The 17,268-nt window shown below is 75.2% G+C and carries 16 protein-coding genes; 10 read left to right on the forward strand and 6 right to left on the reverse strand.

Features of this window, described 5'->3' with window-relative positions:
• Positions 1-66 precede the first annotated feature (66 nt).
• The 4 genes from AB0J67_RS08460 to AB0J67_RS08475 all read left to right on the forward strand — a co-directional run bounded on the left by AB0J67_RS08460 (position 67) and on the right by AB0J67_RS08475 (position 2,833).
• Positions 67-699, forward strand: a complete 633-nt coding sequence (locus tag AB0J67_RS08460) for a disulfide bond formation protein DsbA (RefSeq protein ID WP_363478058.1) — start codon at positions 67-69, stop codon at positions 697-699.
• A gap of 93 nt (positions 700-792) precedes the next feature.
• Positions 793-999 (forward strand): hypothetical protein, encoded by a 207-nt coding sequence (locus AB0J67_RS08465; RefSeq protein WP_363478061.1) that lies wholly within the window; start codon positions 793-795, stop codon positions 997-999.
• A gap of 57 nt (positions 1,000-1,056) precedes the next feature.
• Complete coding sequence (locus tag AB0J67_RS08470; protein WP_363478064.1) at positions 1,057-2,250, forward strand: DUF1015 family protein; 1,194 nt, start codon at positions 1,057-1,059, stop codon at positions 2,248-2,250.
• Positions 2,251-2,362: 112 nt separating this feature from the next.
• A complete protein-coding gene (locus AB0J67_RS08475; protein ID WP_363478066.1) occupies positions 2,363-2,833 on the forward strand; it encodes a ribose-5-phosphate isomerase in 471 nt (156 codons plus the stop codon).
• 16 nt (positions 2,834-2,849) lie between these two features.
• On the opposite strand, the gene AB0J67_RS08480 is transcribed toward AB0J67_RS08475, so the two are convergent.
• The gene (locus AB0J67_RS08480) at positions 2,850-3,080 is read right to left on the reverse strand and encodes a hypothetical protein (RefSeq protein WP_144121103.1); all 231 of its coding nucleotides are present in this window, start codon (positions 3,078-3,080) and stop codon (positions 2,850-2,852) included.
• A 79-nt stretch (positions 3,081-3,159) separates the two neighbouring features.
• Here AB0J67_RS08480 and AB0J67_RS08485 point away from each other — a divergent pair, with 79 nt between their 5' ends.
• On the forward strand, positions 3,160-3,732 hold the full coding sequence (locus AB0J67_RS08485; RefSeq protein ID WP_363478069.1) for a hypothetical protein: 573 nt from the start codon (positions 3,160-3,162) through the stop codon (positions 3,730-3,732).
• Positions 3,733-3,889: 157 nt separating this feature from the next.
• Positions 3,890-4,648, forward strand: a complete 759-nt coding sequence (locus AB0J67_RS08490; RefSeq protein WP_363478072.1) for a hypothetical protein — start codon at positions 3,890-3,892, stop codon at positions 4,646-4,648.
• 16 nt (positions 4,649-4,664) lie between these two features.
• Here the strand turns inward: AB0J67_RS08490 and AB0J67_RS08495 are convergent, their stop codons facing one another.
• Positions 4,665-5,507 (reverse strand): hypothetical protein, encoded by an 843-nt coding sequence (locus AB0J67_RS08495; RefSeq protein WP_363478075.1) that lies wholly within the window; start codon positions 5,505-5,507, stop codon positions 4,665-4,667.
• A gap of 155 nt (positions 5,508-5,662) precedes the next feature.
• On the opposite strand from AB0J67_RS08495, the gene AB0J67_RS08500 reads away from it, so the two are divergent.
• The gene (locus AB0J67_RS08500; RefSeq protein ID WP_363478078.1) at positions 5,663-7,255 is read left to right on the forward strand and encodes a hypothetical protein; all 1,593 of its coding nucleotides are present in this window, start codon (positions 5,663-5,665) and stop codon (positions 7,253-7,255) included.
• Positions 7,252-8,094, forward strand: a complete 843-nt coding sequence (locus AB0J67_RS08505) for a hypothetical protein (protein ID WP_363478081.1) — start codon at positions 7,252-7,254, stop codon at positions 8,092-8,094. Before AB0J67_RS08500 ends, AB0J67_RS08505 begins: the two co-directional genes overlap by 4 nt.
• Positions 8,095-8,098: 4 nt before the next feature.
• Here AB0J67_RS08505 and AB0J67_RS08510 read toward each other — a convergent pair whose 3' ends face one another.
• A complete protein-coding gene (locus AB0J67_RS08510; RefSeq protein WP_363478084.1) occupies positions 8,099-10,780 on the reverse strand; it encodes a tetratricopeptide repeat protein in 2,682 nt (893 codons plus the stop codon).
• Between the two features lie 457 nt (positions 10,781-11,237).
• Here AB0J67_RS08510 and AB0J67_RS08515 point away from each other — a divergent pair, with 457 nt between their 5' ends.
• Positions 11,238-12,206 (forward strand): hypothetical protein, encoded by a 969-nt coding sequence (locus AB0J67_RS08515; protein WP_363478087.1) that lies wholly within the window; start codon positions 11,238-11,240, stop codon positions 12,204-12,206.
• 779 nt (positions 12,207-12,985) lie between these two features.
• Positions 12,986-14,020 (forward strand): hypothetical protein, encoded by a 1,035-nt coding sequence (locus tag AB0J67_RS08520; RefSeq protein WP_363478090.1) that lies wholly within the window; start codon positions 12,986-12,988, stop codon positions 14,018-14,020.
• Here the strand turns inward: AB0J67_RS08520 and AB0J67_RS08525 are convergent.
• From AB0J67_RS08525 to AB0J67_RS08535, 3 genes are read right to left on the reverse strand one after another with little or no spacing between them, the layout of a single operon-like run.
• A complete protein-coding gene (locus tag AB0J67_RS08525) occupies positions 13,961-14,212 on the reverse strand; it encodes a hypothetical protein (RefSeq protein ID WP_363478093.1) in 252 nt (83 codons plus the stop codon). The genes AB0J67_RS08520 and AB0J67_RS08525 overlap by 60 nt on opposite strands.
• Positions 14,209-16,320 carry a caspase family protein gene (locus AB0J67_RS08530; RefSeq protein WP_363478096.1) on the reverse strand — a complete coding sequence of 704 codons (2,112 nt, stop codon included), beginning with the start codon at positions 16,318-16,320 and terminating at the stop codon, positions 14,209-14,211. Before AB0J67_RS08530 ends, AB0J67_RS08525 begins: the two co-directional genes overlap by 4 nt.
• A 54-nt stretch (positions 16,321-16,374) precedes the next feature.
• Positions 16,375-17,244, reverse strand: coding sequence for an AfsR/SARP family transcriptional regulator (locus tag AB0J67_RS08535; RefSeq protein ID WP_363478099.1), 870 nt, complete (start codon positions 17,242-17,244; stop codon positions 16,375-16,377).
• Positions 17,245-17,268: the final 24 nt, after the last annotated feature.

The following is a 17,268-nucleotide window of genomic DNA, read 5'->3' on the forward strand; positions in this document are numbered from 1 at the left end:
ATTGCCGCGAGCGATCGTGGGGAAGGTCACGCGCGCGGGTGAACAGAGCGCGTCATGATTTCACGCATGACCGCTGTAGTTGAAACTTCCACCATCGGTATGTGGTTCGACCCGCTGTGCCCGTGGGCGTGGATGACCTCGCGCTGGCTGCTCGAGGTCGAGAAGGTCCGCCCGGTGGACGTCGAGTTCCACGTGATGAGCCTGTCCGTGCTGAACGCCGGCCGCGACCTGCCCGAGCAGTATGTCGCCCTGATGGAGAAGGGCTGGGGCCCGGTGCGGGTGTGCATCGCCGCCGCCGAGAAGTACGGCGAGCAGGTGCTGCGCGACCTCTACACGGCGTACGGCACCCGGATCCACCTGGGCAAGCAGGAGATCGGCCCGGAGCTGCACGCCGCCGCGCTGGCCGACGTGGGCCTCGACCCGGCGCTGGCCGCCGCCGCCACCTCGACCGACTTCGACGAGGCGCTGACCGCCAGCCACAACGCGGGCATGAAGCCGGTCGGCACCGACGTGGGCACCCCGGTCATCCACGCGCCCGGCCCGGAGGGCCGCACGATCGCGTTCTTCGGCCCGGTGGTGACCCCGGCGCCCAAGGGCGAGGACGCGGGCCGGCTCTACGACGGCGTGCTGCTGGTCGCCGGGACCCCCGGCTTCTACGAGCTCAAGCGCTCCCGCGACCTCGGCCCGATCTTCGAGTGACCCCCGCCGTGTGACGCGGTGCACCCGTGCGCGCTCCCGGTCGTTGGTGAAGTGGACCACATACCGCTTCACCGACGAGTCGGGAGACAAGACATGGCGGACGTCGCCGCGGACCCCTGGCGCCTGACCGCACCGGCCCAGGCCGTCGCGGAGAGCCTGGGCACCTCGTACGTCAGCGTGGAGGAGAGCAGGTGGGCGACGTGGCAGCCGAACCTGCCCGCCGAGATCGCCGCGTTCCTCGCCGAGCCCGTCGTGGTCGGCTCCTCGCCCGCCGGCTTCGGAGTCGGCCACCGGATCTGAGCGCGCCGCGCGGGGGCACGGCGTCCCAGCCGGTGGACGGCGGTAGCGTGAGCAGGCGTGACAGTCGCACACCCGATTCACACGGCCTGGCTGACCACCGGGGCCACCGGCGCGCAGAACTACGACGAGTTCGCCGACGACGCCGAGATCACCGAGATCATCGCCCTCAACCCGCGTAGCGCGCTCGCCGTCGAGATGCCGCACCGGGCGCCGGACAGCCTGGGCAAGTCGTTCGCCGACAGCCTGCCCGACGCGGTGGCGCGGCTGGCCTCGGCCAAGGACGCCGGGGCCTACCGGTCCGCCGAGGACGTGGTGGTGCTCTACGCCATCACCGCCCCCGACGGCGCCGCCGCGTACGGCCTGTGGTGCATGGTCGACACCGACCAGATCTCCACCAGCGCCGACGAGCCCGGCCTGGTGATCCGCAACGAGGACGTGTTCATCGAGAAGGTGCGCGAGCGCGTGGCACTGGCCCAGGCGCTGGGTCACCTGCTGTCGCCGGTGCTGCTGCTGCAGACCGGCCGCGGCGACGAGCTGCACGCGGCGCTGGCCGAGGCGGTCGTGCACGCGGGCGAGCCCGCCGCGACCGACGTGGACCCGTCGGGCCGCACCCACGCGATCTGGCCGCTGCCCGCGGGGCCGCAGGCCGACGCCCTGCGCGCGCTGGCCGGCGGCGGCGAGCTGGTGGTCGCCGACGGCAACCACCGCAGCCTGGCCGCGCAGACCGGCGGCTACGAGCGCTTCCTCGCCGTGGTGACCACCCCGGCGTCGGTGGCGATCCAGCCCTACAACCGCCTGGTGCACACCCTCGACGTCACCGTCGAGGAGCTGCTGAGCCGGCTGGAGAAGGCCGGTGCCCAGGTCGGTGCGGGCAGCGCCGAGGTCCCCGCCACCGGCGGCGTGATCCACCTGTACGCCGACGGCCGTGCCTACGCGGTCACCCTCCCGCGTGACCCGGCCGGGTCGGTGGTGGACAACATCGACCACGCGCTGGTGGAGCGGGTGCTGTTCGGCGAGGCCCTGGACCTGGAGCCCGGCGACAAGCGGATCACCTACGTCGGCGGCGACTATCCCGCCTCCTGGCTGACCGGTGAGGTCGACGCCGGGCGCGCCGCGCTCGCGGTGCTGATCGCGCCGGTCACCGTGGACGACTTCGTCGAGGTCAACCTGGCCCGCCAGAAGATGCCGCGCAAGAGCACCTGGTTCACCCCGAAGGCCCGCGCGGGCCTGGTCGTGGCGCAGCTGCCCTGACGTTCCGCCCGCGTGACCTGAGCCCCGGCCACTCCGTTCCGACGGCGCGGCCGGGGCTCCGATCATGAGACCTGGGGGTGGGCGGCGGCCGGGCGGCTGGCAGACTTTGACCATGCGCGTTTATCTAGCGGCGGACCACGCCGGCTTCGAGCTGAAGGCCCACCTGCTCACCGCCCTGCAGGCCAAGGGGTACGACGTGGTCGACGTCGGCGCGCACGACTACGACGCCGAGGACGACTACCCCTCGTTCTGCCTGCACGCCGGGCAGCGCGTGGTCACCGACCCGGGCAGCCTGGGCGTCGTGATCGGCGGCTCCGGCAACGGCGAGCAGATCGCCGCCAACAAGGTCGCGGGCGTGCGCGCCGCGCTGGCCTGGAACATCGACACGGCCACGCTGTCGCGCCAGCACAACGACGCCAACGTCGTCGGCATCGGCGCCCGCCAGCACTCGCTGGAGGAGGCCACCGCGATCGTCGAGGCGTTCCTGAGCACCCCGTTCTCGCAGGCCGACCGGCACGCGCGGCGCATCGAGCAGGTCGCCCTGTTCGAGAAGACCGGCGAGCTGCCGCCGCTGCCGAACTGACGGCTTTCCGACTGCGTCAGCGCAGCGGATCCCGCGGCACCCACCCGCGGCGGACGATCTCCAGCTCGGCCTCGGCGCGGGCGAGGTCATCGGCCGTGGGCCGGGCGGCGTCGCGCGCCCGCAGCGCCGCGGACAGGCTGATCTGCGACGCACCGGGCCCGATCAGGCCGCGCAGGCCGCGTTCGAGATCGTGGTCGTCATCGTCGTCGGAGCGGCCACGGTGCCGACGTCGCTCGTACTCCTGCATCCCGCCAGGCTAACCGAGCGCACGTGAGCGCCGCGATACTCGGCTGGCGGTGTCGTGCGCGCCGACTAGCATGTGCGGCGTGACTGAGGGGACCGAGCCGACACACGAGCTACGCCTGGACCGTACGCAGGAGATCCCGACCGAGACGCTGCACACCCAGCAGCCGAGGGCCGGTCAGACCGACTTCAAGACGGGCAAGGCCGCCGTGCCCGCCCAGCGTCAGGTGGAGCAGACCGTCTCCTTCGAGCCGACGCTGGTGCCGGGCCAGATCGTCACGTCGGGCCAGCTCAAGCGGCCGGACGTGCCGCTGGGCGTGCGCATGCGCCAGCTCAAGGCGGGCGGCCGCTGGAGCGTGGCGGGCGCGATCTTCCTGCTCGTCTGCTGGGGTCTGTGGGCGGCCTCGGCCGGCGACGGCGACCACGGCGTGGCGACGCTGGCCCTTTTCCTGATCCTGCTGGTCGGGGTGGGCCTGTTCGCGCTGAGCCGGCTGGTCGGCAGCGTGGTGCTGGAGAAGATCATGGGCCGGACGCGGCGCAGCGCCTGGCTGTCGCACGCCTTCATCGGCGTCTTCCTGGTCGCCGCCGGCATCTCCTACCTGAGCAGCATCGGCTGGGTGGTCGACGCCTGGAACTTCCTCCGCGGCGTCCGCTGAGCATCTCCACGATCGCCGTCCTCGGCCGTCGTCCGCGCGTCGCACCGCGGATTCCGGCCGAAGGCGGCGATCTTCGTGTTTCCGGGCCGCGATCGGCGAGGATGAAATAGGGTCAAATGCCGCAAGGCAGGCTCGGTCCTACGTCGGGGGAGGCGCGGTGAAACGGGGTTATCCACTGATCATCGCGGCCTCCGTGGTGCTGGCGGTGGGCGTGATCGAGGTCGGGCGGGGCGTGTTCGGCATCGTGACGGCCGGGGCGGCGGTCGAGGTCGCGCCGAGCCCCGTGCTGGGCACCCCGGTCACCGGCACCCCGCCGCGCGCACCGGCCCTGGCGCCCGACCCGGGCCGCGAGGGCCCGCCCACGCAGCGCAGGACGGAAGCCGCACCGGACGGCCCGTCCCGGATCGCCACCCCCGCACCGGAGCGCGGGGCCGCCACGGCCGCGCCGTACGGCTCCGGGCGGGGCGGCGGCGCGCCGGTGCTCGCGCCGACCCCCACCCCGGCCGCGGTGCCGTCCGTGATCGCGCCCTACGTGGGCACCTGGCTCGCGCACGGCTCGGAGCTCACCGTCGCGCCCGGCGGCGCCACCGAGATCATCCGGCTCGGTCCCTGCCGGGGCCTGTCCGCGGGAGTGAACTGCACCTCGCACGCGACGCTGCGGCTGGACCTGAGCAAGGGCACCCCCGAGCTGGTCTACACCGGTTTCCGGTACACCGACGACAGCGGCGCCACCGTGGTGCCCGACAGCCTGGAGGGGCTGCCCGTGGCCGGGGACGGCTACCGGCTGCGCGTGTTCGCCCCCGGCGTCATCGAGCTGGTGCCGCTCACCGAGCACCTGCGCCAGATCATGGGTACGCCGTACCGCTGCGGCGCCGCCGCCAACGAGTACGCCCACCAGCGCCTCTGCAACGCCTGAGCCCGCCCGCGGGGGATCAGGACACCAGCTCGAGGTGGGCGCCCGCGTCGCCGAGGGCGCTCACGCCGAACGAGTCGTCCGGGCGCCCGTCGGGATCGAGGACCGTCACGACCAGCCGGCAGCCGTAGAACGCCCCCACGCAGTCCTGCAGGTCGGCGAGGTAGCGGTAGACCGGCACCCGGACCCTGAACGTCCCGTCGGCCCGCAGCCGCACCGACGCCAGCGGCAGCTGCCCGGTGCAGCCGCTGCCCTGCACCAGCTGGAAGCAGCTGGCCTGGCTGATGGTCACGTAGCGGCCGCGGGAGCCCTTCGCCGTGCCGGTCACCGTCACCATCTGGCCGTCGGTCAGGCCGGTGGCCGGCGACACGGCGATGGTCGCCGGGGAGCCGGTGAAGTACATCAGGTTGCCGGCCACCGAGCGCAGCTCGCCGGTGGCCGGGTCGCGCCACTCCAGGTGGTAGCGGCAGATGTCGGCGCGGCAGTAGACCGGCACCGGGTCGCCGTACTCGAGGCTGCGGTAGACCGGGTCGCTCGGGTAGACCTGCTCGTTCACCGTGCCGTCCGGGGTGGACCGGACGGTCCGCGCGGCCGGGCAGCCGAGGACGTCGCCGTCGACCTCGTACGACGGCTGGTCGCACTGCACGATGCGCACCTCGGTGTCCGGCGGCAGGCCGCTGCCCTTGAGGATCTGGAAGGTCTGCGGCGTCAGCCCGCGCGACGGGTGCACCCGCGCGGCGGGCGCGAGGTCGAGGTGGACGGCGGCGGCGAGGTCGCCGGGCGCCGCGACGGCCGGCTCGACGGTGACGGCGGTGCCGGTGGCGACCAGCACTCCCGCACACAGGATGGCGCGGAGTCTCATCAGGATCCCTCTCGCTGGAAGTAGTCGTCCCGACGCAGTCTGTGCCATGCGGCGACGTGCGGAAATCAACTGTCCGACAACGACGGACACCGGGGCGGCGCCGGCTGTCCGTCAATCTGCAGGTGATGGAAGCCGACGCGGAGGGCGGGCCAGTGATGCATCCCGGTGAACCGGTCGATCCGGTGCTGACGGCCCTGCTCGGCCCGGCCGCGGCCGCCGCGCTGGCGACCTGGGCGCGGCTGATGCGGGTCCGCCTCGTCCACGAGCGCACGCTGGTGAACGGGCGCTCCGGCGCCACCGTGGCGGAGGTGTACGAGCTGCGGCACGACGGGACGGCCCGCAAGCTGATCCTCAAGCACGACGCGGTCGACGCGGACGCGGCCGACACGGCCGAGCACGCTCGCCAGGTCGCCGCGCGGGAGGAGGCGCCGGACGGCTTCCGCGACGCGCACCTGGGCACCCCGGCGCACGAGCCCGTGCACGCCGGCGGCGCCGCCTGGATCACCTTCCAGGAGGTCGTCGGCGGCGGCCCGGAGCCGTTCCACGTGCTCACCTCGCTGCTGGCGGGCGAGGAGGGGGCCGTGATCTCGGGGCTGACCGTGGAGCCGGTCGGCTGCCCCCGGGAGGCCGTCACCGACGTGTGCGTGGACGTGGCGCACACCGTGCTCGCCGAGTGGGCCCGCCGGCCGGTGCTGGCGCGGCTGACGGCGTCGGAGTTCGTCCGCCGCCACCTCGACGACCGGATGGAGCCCGGGCGGGCGCTGTACGAGCTCTCCCACCGCTGGCCCGGCCCGACCGTGCTGCTGCCGGACGAGCCCGCCGCGCTGCCCAACCCGTTCCGGTTCGCCACCGGGCTGCCCCCCGAGCTCGACGGCCTGGTGCTGGCTCTGCTCGGCCGGGGACACGGCGACCTGCACACCGAGAACATCCTGGTCAGCGAGGACCGCAAGCGGTTCGTGCTGATCGACCTGGCGCGCTACCGGGCCGACGCGCCGCTGACCCAGGACCCGCTGTACCTGGTCCTGTCGGTCGTCAACCGCACCCTCGACGAGCTGGGCGGCCCGCAGCGGCGCATCCTGCTCGACGCGTTCACCGAGCCGCCCGCGAACGTGCGCTGGAGCATGCTGCCGCCGTGGCTGACCGACCTGATCCGCCGGGTCGGCGAGGCGGAGCTGCGGTGGATCGGGCAGTCGGGCTTCGGCGGCGAGTGGCGGCGGATCCGGCCGCTGTCGGTGCTCGCGGTGGCGCTGCTGTTCGCGGCCCGGCGGAGCACGTCCGACCCCGAGTGGTTCCTGCGCCTGGCGGCGCGCGCGGCGCGCGGGCATCTCGGGTCGGCGGCCCTCGACCACAGGCCGGCGTCCCCGCCGGACGGACCGGTGGGCGGGCTGCCCTCCCGTCCCGGTCCCGCCGACACCGGCCTCGGCGACCTGTGCCGGAACATGCTGGTGAAGCGGCGCAAGGCCGACGCCGCCGGGCGGGGCGAGCAGTTCCGGCGGCTGGTGGACCGGGCCCGGCTCGGCGACGACGTCCGGGCGGCGTACGAGGCGCTGATGGCGGCGATCGGGCACGAGGACAGGCGCGGACCTCTGCCGGGACTGGCCGGCGGCGGGCCGGCCGGACACGAGTCGTTCCACTGCCCGCTCGGCTCGCCGTGCGCCCGGGTGGAGGGGCGCGGCCCGCGCGGCGAGACGCCGGTCTGCTTCGTGCAGTACGGCGAGATGAACCTGGTCGTGGAGCCGCCGGGGTGACCGGATACGAGACGTGGGAGGTGTCGCCGGGCGGCTGGCGCCGGCTGTTCCCGCCCGCGGGGGCCGTCTGGGTGCTCGTGCTCCAGGCGGTCACGGGCGGGCGGTGGCTGCCGGACGGGCTGCCCGGCGCGCTGCCCCGGCCGATGTGGACGCTGCTCGGCGGGCTGGCCGCCTGGGGCGCGGCCGGGTTCGCGGCCTCCGCGCTGGGCACGGTGGTCGAGCGGGTGCGGCTGGCGCGGGGGGACCGGGTGGCGGCGTGGCTGGTCAGGGCCCGGCAACGGCGCTGGGACCGGCTCGACCGGCTCGCCCGTGCCGCCGAACCCGACACCGCCGGTGAGCAGGCCCACTCAGACGCTGCCCGGTCGGCCGCGCGCCACGCCCGGCGCCGCTGGGCGGTCTCGCCGCAACGGCCGATCGCGGCGACCTGGGCGGCGGACCGGTGGGCCCGCCTCGACGACCGGATACGTGGTGCGTACGGCCTGGCCGTCGCGGTGACCTGGCCGCGGTTGTGGCTGCTGGTCCCGGAGCCGGTCCGGGCGGAGCTGCGGGCGGCCGCGGCGGGCTGGCACGCGGCCTGCGTCTGGGGCGGCTGGGCGGCGCTGTTCGGGCTGCTCGGCCTGCTCCGGTGGCCCGTGCTCGGGGTGGCCGTCGCGCTCGCGGCCTGGTCCTGGGCGGCCGGGCGGCGCTGCCTGGCCTACCGCGCCGACCTCATCGAGAGCGCGTACGACCTGCACGGCACGGAGCTGGCCCGGCAGCTGCGGGTCGCCCTGCCGGCGTCCGGGCGGCTCGACGCGCTCCGGGGGCAGGAGGTCACCGTCCGGCTCGGCAAGGGCTCGTGAGCCCTCAGCCCCGCCGGGTCCGGACGGCGTCGAGCGCCTCGCGCACGAGCAGCGTGTCCGGGTGGGCCCGGCCCAGCACCAGCCGCCGGTCGGCCAGGACGGCGGCCAGCTCGGCCTCGGCTTCGGCGTGCCGGGCGAGGTCCACCAGCAGCAGCCCGATCCGGTGCCGGGTCACCAGCACCGCGGGGTGCCGGTCGCCGAGCAGCGCCCGCCGCTGTGCCAGCAGCTCGCGCGCGTCGCGCAGGGCGGCGTCCGGCTCGCCCGCGTCATGCCGGACGTCGATCAGCGCCTGGCGGCTGAGCAGCGTACGGGGATGCTCCGGCCCGAGCACCCGGGTGTACGTCCCGACGAGCGACTCGAGCGCGGCCCGCGCCCCGGCCAGGTCGTCGCGGTCGTGCGCGAGCCGGGCGAGGTGATACCGGGTGACCAGGGTCGCCGGATGCTCGGCGCCCAGCACCCGGATCCGGGCCGCCAGCACGCCCGCCAGCTCCGCGGCGGCCCGGTCGAGGCGGCCCAGCGCCCGCAGCGCGTCGGCCGAGTTGTTCCGGCTGGTGAGCGTGTCCGGATGGTCCTCGCCGAGCACCGCGCGGCGGGCGTCCTGCGTCCTGCGGAACAGCCGCCAGGCGCTGTCGAGCCGCCCCGCGTCCCGCAGCGCGCGGGCCAGGTAGTGCTGCGTGGTCAGGGTGTCGGGGTGGGCCGGGCCGAGGGTCCGCGACCGGGACCGCAGCACGGCCCGGAAGCCGCGGACGGCGTCACCGAGCCGGCCCAGGTCGTACCAGACGCGGCTGAGGTCGTGGCGCGCCTCCAGCACCCGCGGGTCGTCGCCGCCCAGGGCGGCCTCCCCGAGCCGGACCAGCCGGGCGTACGCCGCCTCGGCGCGGCCCGGCTCGCCGGAGGCACGCAGGTAGCGCGCGGACAGGGTCGCCGCGGTGAGCACGCCGGGCGGCACCGCGCGCGGGCTCACCCCGAAGTCGAGCACCAGGTCCAGCGGGGCGGCGGTGTGGTCGACCAGCGCCCGCCAGCGCGCCCAGGTGTCCGGGTCGCGGGGGTCGAGCCCGGCCGCCGCCGCGGCGACCAGGTCGGTCACCAGGGTGAGGTAGCCGTCGAGCCGCTCGCGCACGTCCGGGCTGCGCCGTGACATCTCCCGGACCAGCTGGTGCACGGCGACGACGTCGGTCGGCCCGGCGTCGGGCGAGCTCGCCCCGGCCGGTTCGACGATGCCGAGGCCCGCGAGCGCCTGCAGGGTCTCCCAGATCAGCCGCCCGGACACCGGCCCGAACAGCGGGGACGCCGACATGATGTCCGGGCGCAGGACGAGGCCGCAGGCCACCGGACCGGACCCCAGGCAGGACAGCAGCCGCAGCAGCGGCCGGGCCAGCGGCAGGCCCCGGCCGGCGAGCAGGTCCAGCGACAGCTCCCAGGGGTCGCCGACGGCCTCCCCGGCGGCCCGGTCGGCCGGGGTCGCGGTGCGGGCCAGCACCTCGGCGTGCCGCCCCTGCTCCAGCGCGCGCCGGTAGTCGCCGAAGGTGCGCGCGGCGTGCGGGCCGGCGAACGCGGCCGGGATCGCGGCGACGTCGGCCACGTGCCGGCCGGCCAGGCACAGCGCGAGCGGCAGCCCGCCCAGCCGTACGGCGAGGGCGCGCGCCTCCTGCGGGGAGCCGGCCCGCTCGCCGGCGAGGTCGAACAGCAGCCGGGCCGCGTCGTCGGCGTCGAGCGGCCGCACGGCGATCGTGCGCAGCCAGGCCGGCGGCGGGTCGCCCCAGGTGCCGGCGGTGCCGTCGCGGGTGGTGACCAGCACCAGGCCACGCCCGCCGCGCACCGCGCGCAGCCAGCCGTTGCCGTCGGTCACCGCGGTTCCCGGCAGGGCCAGCGTCGCCGGCGGGTCGTCGGCGTCGTCGATGACCAGCAGCCACGGGTCCGGGTACGCCTCCAGCAGCCGCCACACCAGGTCGGGTGCGCTGCCGGTGCGGATCTGGTCGGGGTCGGCGCCCAGCTCGGCGGACAGCGCCTGCATCCCGGCCATGACGGTGTCGGCGTCCGTGCCGGACACCCACCAGGCCTGCACGCCCTTCTCGGCGGCGAGCCGGGCGGCGGTCAGCGCGACGGTGCTCTTGCCCGCGCCGCCGAGTCCGTGCAGGACGAAGGCGCTGGGCGCGGCCCGCGCGGCCGGGTCGCCCAGCGCGTCGAGGGCGCCGGCGAGGCGGGTCGTCACCTCGTCGCGCCCGCGCACGGCGGGGGTCTGGCCGAGCCGGTCGACCGGCGGGCGGGTGGACACGAGCAGCCGGTGGCCGCCCCGCGGGACGCTTGCCGGGGCGACGGCGGGCACGGTGGCGGGCCGGTCGTCCGGGGGAGCGGGGGGCTCGGGGAAGGAGCCGGGCGAGCTGTGGTCGCCGACGGCGCGGCGGGCGCGCCGCAGGGCCCGCCACCACGCCTGCACGGTGGCCTCGTCGGTGACGCCGCAGGCGGCGAGGATCCTCGGGAACTGGTCGGCCGGGCGCAGCGCGGGCAGGTGCTTGCCGCTCAGGTAGCCGCCGACCGTGCTGGCGGGCGCCCGCACCGCCGCGGCGATCTCGCGTACCGTGACGCCGGCCTGCTCCTTGGCGAGGGTGAGCTCGCGCGCGAAGTCGGCCTTGGTGGCGATGCGACGGGGGTCCGCAGCGGCGTCGGCCCGCGGGTCGCTGGTCACTGCAGGCCGCCCTTCGTCGTCGGGACGCACCGGTCAAGCCAACCGGGCGCCGCGGTCGCCGTCAATGTCCCGTGCCGCGGGAGGCTCGCGCGCGCCTCCCGCCGCGCGTGCGCCGGCCTCAGCCGGCCCGCACGCTCAGCACGAGACGTAGAACGCGGACAGCACCTTGCTGAGCAGCCAGCCCCAACCGGCGACGCAGTGCGACTCCATGGCGGGTCACCTCCCTTCCCTGCGGGCTTCCGGCCGGGCGACCCGGCCGGGGTACGCAGAAAGGAGAGCCGCCGGCGGACGCCGCGCAGAAGGACCCGGCCCGGGCACCGGACAGGCCCGGACGGCGCCGGTCGTCACCCGGACGGGTGCGCGCACGGATAGACGCCGGTGGACGGCTGTCTATAGTGGACCGGACGTGCGCGATGGTGGACAGGGGCGCCTGCGGGTGCCGGATCCGGAGCCTGCGATGCGGATCGACAGCACACTGCTCGCCGCCGAGCTGGCTCGGCTGCGCAAGGGCCGTGCCATGCGCGACCCCGACCTGTGCGCGCGGCTCGGCCCGCAGACCAGGGCCGCCTTCGGCATCGAGGACGGCGACGGCCCGCCGGTGGTCCGCCGCCGGACCAGGGCGCGGATCGAGCGGCTGCTGCGCGACGCCGAGCTGCGCACCGCGCTGCTGGTGGCGCTCGCCCTGCACCATGGCGCGGACCAGCGGCTGCTCAAGGACCGCGAGGCGTACCTGGCGGAGCTGCGCAACTTCGAGCCGCGGACCGCGCGCCGGCGGATGGACCTGGCGTTGCGGGAGCTGGTCGCCGCGATCGCCGAGGAGGAGCACGGCCGGGTGATGCCGGACACCCGCTGCGACGCCGACGGTTTCGTGGTGCGCACCCTGCGGGCGCGCATGCGGCTGGACACGCCGAGCCCCCGGCTGCACGAGCGGCGCCTGATCGTGGTGACCGCCGACCGGCTGGAGGAGATCACCGTCCGGATGACCGTGCCCCGGCCGGATCCCGGCGCGGCAGCGGGCGACCTGCGGGTGAGCGTGGAGCTGGGCGGCGTGATCGTGCGCGCACAGCGCAGCTCGCCCGAGGACTTCGAGTTCACCCTGCGGCTGTCGCGGGGCCTGCGGCTCGGTGACACGTACGAGTACGGCCTGGTCTTCGACATCCCGGCCGGGCAGCGCATGCGCCCGTACTACGTGTTCCAGCCGCTGGTGCCGTGTGAGCGTTTCGAGCTGGAGGTCTGCTTCGACACCGCGCGGCCGCCCGGCGGGGTGTGGCTGATCGACGGGGTGGTGCCGCGGGCGCTGGACCACGCGCCGGAACAGCCGGGGCGGCTCGCGCCCGACGCCCGCGGCGCGGTCCGGCAGACCTTCGCCAACCTGCGCCAGGGCATGGCGTACGGCGTCCGCTGGGCCCCGCCGGCGGGGCCGTAGTCCGCCGGTCCGTCAGAGTGCGATGGGACAGCTGGACGCGGCGGCGGCCGAAGGAGTGGTGATGGGCGCACCGGGCATCGTCGGCGGGTCGGCCGGTCGTCGCCGGAATGCCGCCGAGCGGCTCGTCGACCGCTCCATTCGACGGGTCGGGACAGGTCGTTTCCCGGCGTTTCACCGCTGCGTGACCGGCGCATTCCATTCCGTCATCCGCCCTGCGCCGGGCGGCCCCCACATGCCTGCTGAGCTGTGGTTTCGGTCGAACGCTGTCGCCTCGCAGCCGCGGTCGGCCCCGCGCTGAAGTCGCGGGGCGCCGCCCATTCCCGGCTCCATTCGACAAACGCCGATCGGTACACATTGGCCAGTAAGTTGGCTACTTCGGCGGCCGTCGCGGGCGCAGACTGGCCACGATCGCATTAAGGTCGACGGCCCAGGGAGAGCCCGGATGATCGGACATCGTTCAGCGCCATCGGGTGCGCCCGGCGGCGATCGGGCCGGGTGACCGCCGTCTCTGCCGGGCCGTCCGACCAATTCGGCGGACGCTCCGACCAATTCGGCGGGTGGCAACGGCTCTTCGATGCCGAAGTGCCTGGTCTGACCGGGCAGAAACAACGCTGGGTCTGTACCCGATTACATTCCGTGGGCTAACTTTTCCACAGCTTGATCGATCTCGATCACACATGGGTCCGGACAACCCCGTACGCGCCCGTGGCCCCACGTGCCACCTCGTGTGTGGCACCCTCTGCCGCATTCCCTTTCAGCGGGAGGAAAGGAGATCCGACGTGGTCGTAGACGCTCCGGCGCCCTCGGACGCGGTGGCGCACCTGCGGACGCTGGCCCGGGAGGGCCGGCTGGCCGAGTACGCGCGCACCGCGACGCCCCGGCAGCGGACCCGGCTCAGCGGCGCCGCGTTCACGGTCGCCTGGCCGGTCGTGTTCCACCGGCTCACCAAGGTGAACGAGCAGCGGCGCGGGCACTGGACCTGCGCCGTCGCGGTGAACCGGCTGGCCGACGCCTGCCTGGACCGGTTCCACGACGACGTGGAGGCGGTCGTGGAGGACATGCTGGCGCACGCGACCGCGGAGATCTACAACGCGGAGGGCTGGATCACCGGCCGGCTGCGCGCGGTGACGGTCGACGCGCACCGGCGCCGTCGCGGCGCGCGCGGCGCGCTGCAGCGGCCGCGGCTGCCGCAGTGGCTCGGCGACCGGCTGGCGCACGATCCGTGGCTGACCGAGCTGGCCGTGGAGATCCTGGTCTGGGTGGGGGTGCCCGCCACGGCGGGCGCGCAGCTGTGGCCGGTGGACAGCTGGGCGCAGCGCCGTGCCCGCACCACCGGCGAGGTGACCGCCGGCGACACCCGCACCGTGCACGCCGACATCGAGCTGGTGCTGGCCGCGATGCGCACCCGCCCGCAGTGGTACGCCGACTACGTGGAGCGGCCGCTCGGCGCCAAGACGCCGCCGTCGGCGCCGGCCTTCGTCGACCGCGACGCGGCGGTGGTCGACCCGCCCCCGCTGGTGCTCACCGAACCGCATGAGATCGAGGAGGGCCGGATGGCGGACCTGGCTTCGCTCGCGCTGACCGCCATCCAGCTGCGGCTGGCGGCCGCCCCCGGCGACGAGGCCGGGGCCGTCGGCGACGTCATCGCCACCGTGTTCGGCAGGATGGACGTGGCCGGTGACATGGCCCGACAGCCGCACACCGCGCCCGGCGGCACCGACCGGCTCGCCGCGCTGCTGAGCGACCCGGATGAGCTAGCCCGCGTCGTCACGGCGGTCCGGGCCATCCTCGACGGCGGCACCGCGCGCCGCTGACGCCTCGTCGATCCGCGCGCGCAGCAATGCGGCACGTTCGTCCAGGTACGACGCGAGCGCCGCGGGGGACACCCCGCGCGCGAGCGCCTCCGCACCGGCCCGGGAGAGTTCAGCCTGGAGCAGGGCGAGCAGGCGCTCGCGTGTCGCGTCGTCCAGCGCGCCGCCGTCGCCGGAGGGCTGGGGATCGGTCACGGACATGACGCTCCATCATCCGGCACTCGGGTGACCACCTCGTGCAGCGACGTGCACCAGTCGGCCGCGGTGCGCGGCCTGGACACGGCCTCGCGCTCCAGCGTGCGCAGGGCCAGGTGCTCGACGATGCCGTCGAGGGCCGACGCGCCGCGGTGGCGCACCGGGCCCGGCGTGCCGAGCTCGGGCAGGGCGAACGACTCTGGATTGATCTTGTCCTCCGACACAATCAACATGAGCCAGTCTCGCACCTGCGCGCCAGGCCGGATCGGCAGGTCCTCGGGCAGCCGGAAGTCGATCGGCTCCCCTTCGTCCGCCGAGGCCGCCGCGCCGGCGTCGACGAAGTCGCCGGGGAAGAGCCCGGCCTTGATCCGGAACTGGTCGGTCAGGTTGAGCAGCACGCAGTGCAGCGGCCGCGGCGAGGCGTTGCGGATCCGGACGAACACCGCCGGCGGCGTGAACCCGTACTCGTACGGCTGGTACTCCAGCTCGACGGCGCCCGACGCACCCGGCCGCAGGACCTCCCGGTCGCGCGGTGCGTGGACGTCGCCCGGCAGCGCCGGGACCAGCTCCAGCCGGACCAGCCCGGCCAGCCGGGACGTCGGGTTGCCGATGGCGCGCACCTGCCGCCACCGGGCGATGTGCTCCAGGCGCTCGACCACCTCCCGGGGCGCCGGCCCGCCGGGCCCCGTCGCGGCCGCGGCCAGGAACACCCCGTCGGCGCTGCGGATCTCCCCGCCGCCCTCGGCCGGGGTCGTCACGACCAGCTCGGGCCGGTCGGTGAGCGCGTCCCGGGGCACCAGCCGCAGGTAGGGCGACCGGCCACCGCCGGGCCCCGCCGCCTCGACCGCCGCCCGGACCGCCCGCGCCGCGCGCTCGTCGTCGCCGGTGTCACCGCCCACCGTCACCGCCGTACGCGGCAGCGCCACCGCGGACAGCACCACCGGGTAGACGGTGCCGGGCACCGGCTCCCAGCCCAGCGGCTCCACCACGCTGCGGCCGGGGGAGACGGCGACCACCCGGGCCTCCCGGAACGGCCCGTCGCCGTGCACGGCGACCCGGGCGGCCGTGTCCAAAGGGTCCAGCCCGTGGCAGGAGCCGGCGTCGACGACCCACCTGCCGTGCAGCTCCCGCATCGCCATGCTCGCCACCGGCATCCGCACCTGGCCGCCCAGGAAGGGCTGGTCCACGATCGGCTCGGCCGCCGGGAACAGCACCGGCGTCTGGCCGTCGACGTGGTTCTCCACGCGGCTGCGCACCGCCGTCATCAGCTCCCGGTACGTGCGGGCGGCACCCGGCCGGCGCAGCTCGCCGAGCAGACCCAGGCTGAACACCCCGCGCCGGACGCCGTCCGGGCCCGGCAGCTCGTGCGCGGGCTGCCGGCTCTGGCACGCGGCGAGCGAGACGTGGTCGGCCCGCTCCCGCGGCGGCCGCGCGCGGGCCAGCCATTCCCGCAACCCCGGCAGCAGGGCGTCCGGGCCCGGCGTCCGGCCGGGGCCGGTGAAGCGGATCCCGATCGAGGGCGGGGTCCGGGTGAGGCCGCCGGAGTGGCAGCAGTCGAGCACGACGGCGACGTGCGGTCCACCCGCGGCGACCTCGCTGATCAGCATCGCCAGCTCCTTGTCGAGCAGGTCGGCGCCGTCCGGGCCGCGGCTGTCCACGCAGACCAGCGTCTGCATCGTGGCGCCGCTGCTCTCCAGGTGCCAGCCCTCCGGCAGCACCGGCGCGGTCGAGCCGTGGCCGCTGAACCAGAACAGCACGCTGTCGCCGGACCCCGCCCGGCCCAGGTGCTCGCGGAACGCCGCCACGACGGCGGCCTTCGTCGCCGCAGCGTCGACCAGCTCCCGGATGCCGTCCTCGGGCACGCCCGCAGCGAGCAGGTGACGGCGCGCGTCGGCCACGTCGTCGCGGCACCCGGCGAGGGGGCGCACCGGGTCCGGGTATGCGTCGATCCCCACGAGAAGGGCGTACACACGGTTCACGGGTTCTCCCTGCCGGGTTGTCGTGGTGTATCCGCCCTCCTTCTGACGGACAGCCGACTCGGACCACCCGGTGCCGACCAACGTGCGATGCCCCCATCGGCGGTTCGGCCCGTTCCGGCGGTGCGCCACCGCAGGCCGTGCTCGCTCGGGGCTGCCGACGGCGAAAGGTGTGGACGACCAGCGCTACCAGCGGCTGTTCCGCCGGGACGTCCCTGCGGCCGAGGGGTATCCGGCGTTGCCCGAGCGAGCTGCGCCCGGCTCACCACCGTGCAGCGGGTTGGCGGTGCGGGTCACCGCGGATCTCGGCGGGGTCTGGGCCGCCAGCGCCGGATCCTTGGTGATGATCTGTTTGTACAGCAGGGTGAGGTCTGATCCCGGCTCCAGGCCGAGCTCGCTGCTGAGCATGCGCCGGGTGCGCTGATAGGCGGCAAGCGCGTCAGCCTGCCGCTCGTCCCGGTAGAGGGCCAGCATGAACAGGCCGGTCAGCCGTTCCCGGGTGGGATGCTGTGCGGCGAGCTCGGCCAGTGCCGCGAGCAGGTGCCGGTGCCGGCCGCAGGCCAGCTCGGCTTCGGCATACAGCTCCGATGCGGTGAGGCGCTGCTCTTCCAGCCGGGCGCCGATCCGGCTGCGCAGCAGGTCGTCGGCCTCATGCGCGAGCAGCGGACCGTGCCAGAGGCGCAGGGCCGCGGCCAGGCCGTCGGCACGCTCCCGCGGGTCCCGGAGGTTCTGGGCACGTACGGCCGCCACGGAGAACCGATGCGCGTCGATGGCGCCGGGGTCGACGTCCATGGCGTAGCTGCCGTCGCGGGTCACCATCCGTACGCCGTGCGGTTTCAGCAGGGCGCGCAGGCGTGCCACGTAGGTGTGCATGGTCGCCCGCGCCCCGGCCGGTGGTTCCTCGTTCCAGAGGAGGTTCATCAGCCGCTCGGTGGTCACCGCTCGTGGGGCCTCGAGTAGTAACAGGCCGAGCACGCAGCGTTCCTGGCGGCGGCCCAGCTGAAGGCGGCCATGAGGGTGACTGGCCGTCATCGGGCCGAGCAGCCGGAAGTACATGATCGGGAATGGTAAGGCTGCGGT

This window comes from Catellatospora sp. NPDC049609 (genome assembly GCF_040675365.1).
In the GTDB taxonomy this organism is placed as follows: Bacteria; Actinomycetota; Actinomycetes; order Mycobacteriales; family Micromonosporaceae; genus Catellatospora.

Excerpts from the sequence above, each read along its gene's own strand:
- AB0J67_RS08460 (WP_363478058.1), top strand. The coding sequence starts at position 67 with ATGACCGCTGTAGTTGAAACTTCCACCATCGGTATGTGGTTCGACCCG.
- AB0J67_RS08465 (WP_363478061.1), top strand. The coding sequence starts at position 793 with ATGGCGGACGTCGCCGCGGACCCCTGGCGCCTGACCGCACCGGCCCAG.
- AB0J67_RS08475 (WP_363478066.1), top strand. The coding sequence starts at position 2,363 with ATGCGCGTTTATCTAGCGGCGGACCACGCCGGCTTCGAGCTGAAGGCC.
- AB0J67_RS08480 (WP_144121103.1), bottom strand. The coding sequence starts at position 3,080 with ATGCAGGAGTACGAGCGACGTCGGCACCGTGGCCGCTCCGACGACGAT.
- AB0J67_RS08495 (WP_363478075.1), bottom strand. The coding sequence starts at position 5,507 with ATGAGACTCCGCGCCATCCTGTGTGCGGGAGTGCTGGTCGCCACCGGC.
- AB0J67_RS08500 (WP_363478078.1), top strand. The coding sequence starts at position 5,663 with ATGCATCCCGGTGAACCGGTCGATCCGGTGCTGACGGCCCTGCTCGGC.
- AB0J67_RS08515 (WP_363478087.1), top strand. The coding sequence starts at position 11,238 with ATGCGGATCGACAGCACACTGCTCGCCGCCGAGCTGGCTCGGCTGCGC.
- AB0J67_RS08535 (WP_363478099.1), bottom strand. The coding sequence starts at position 17,244 with ATGTACTTCCGGCTGCTCGGCCCGATGACGGCCAGTCACCCTCATGGC.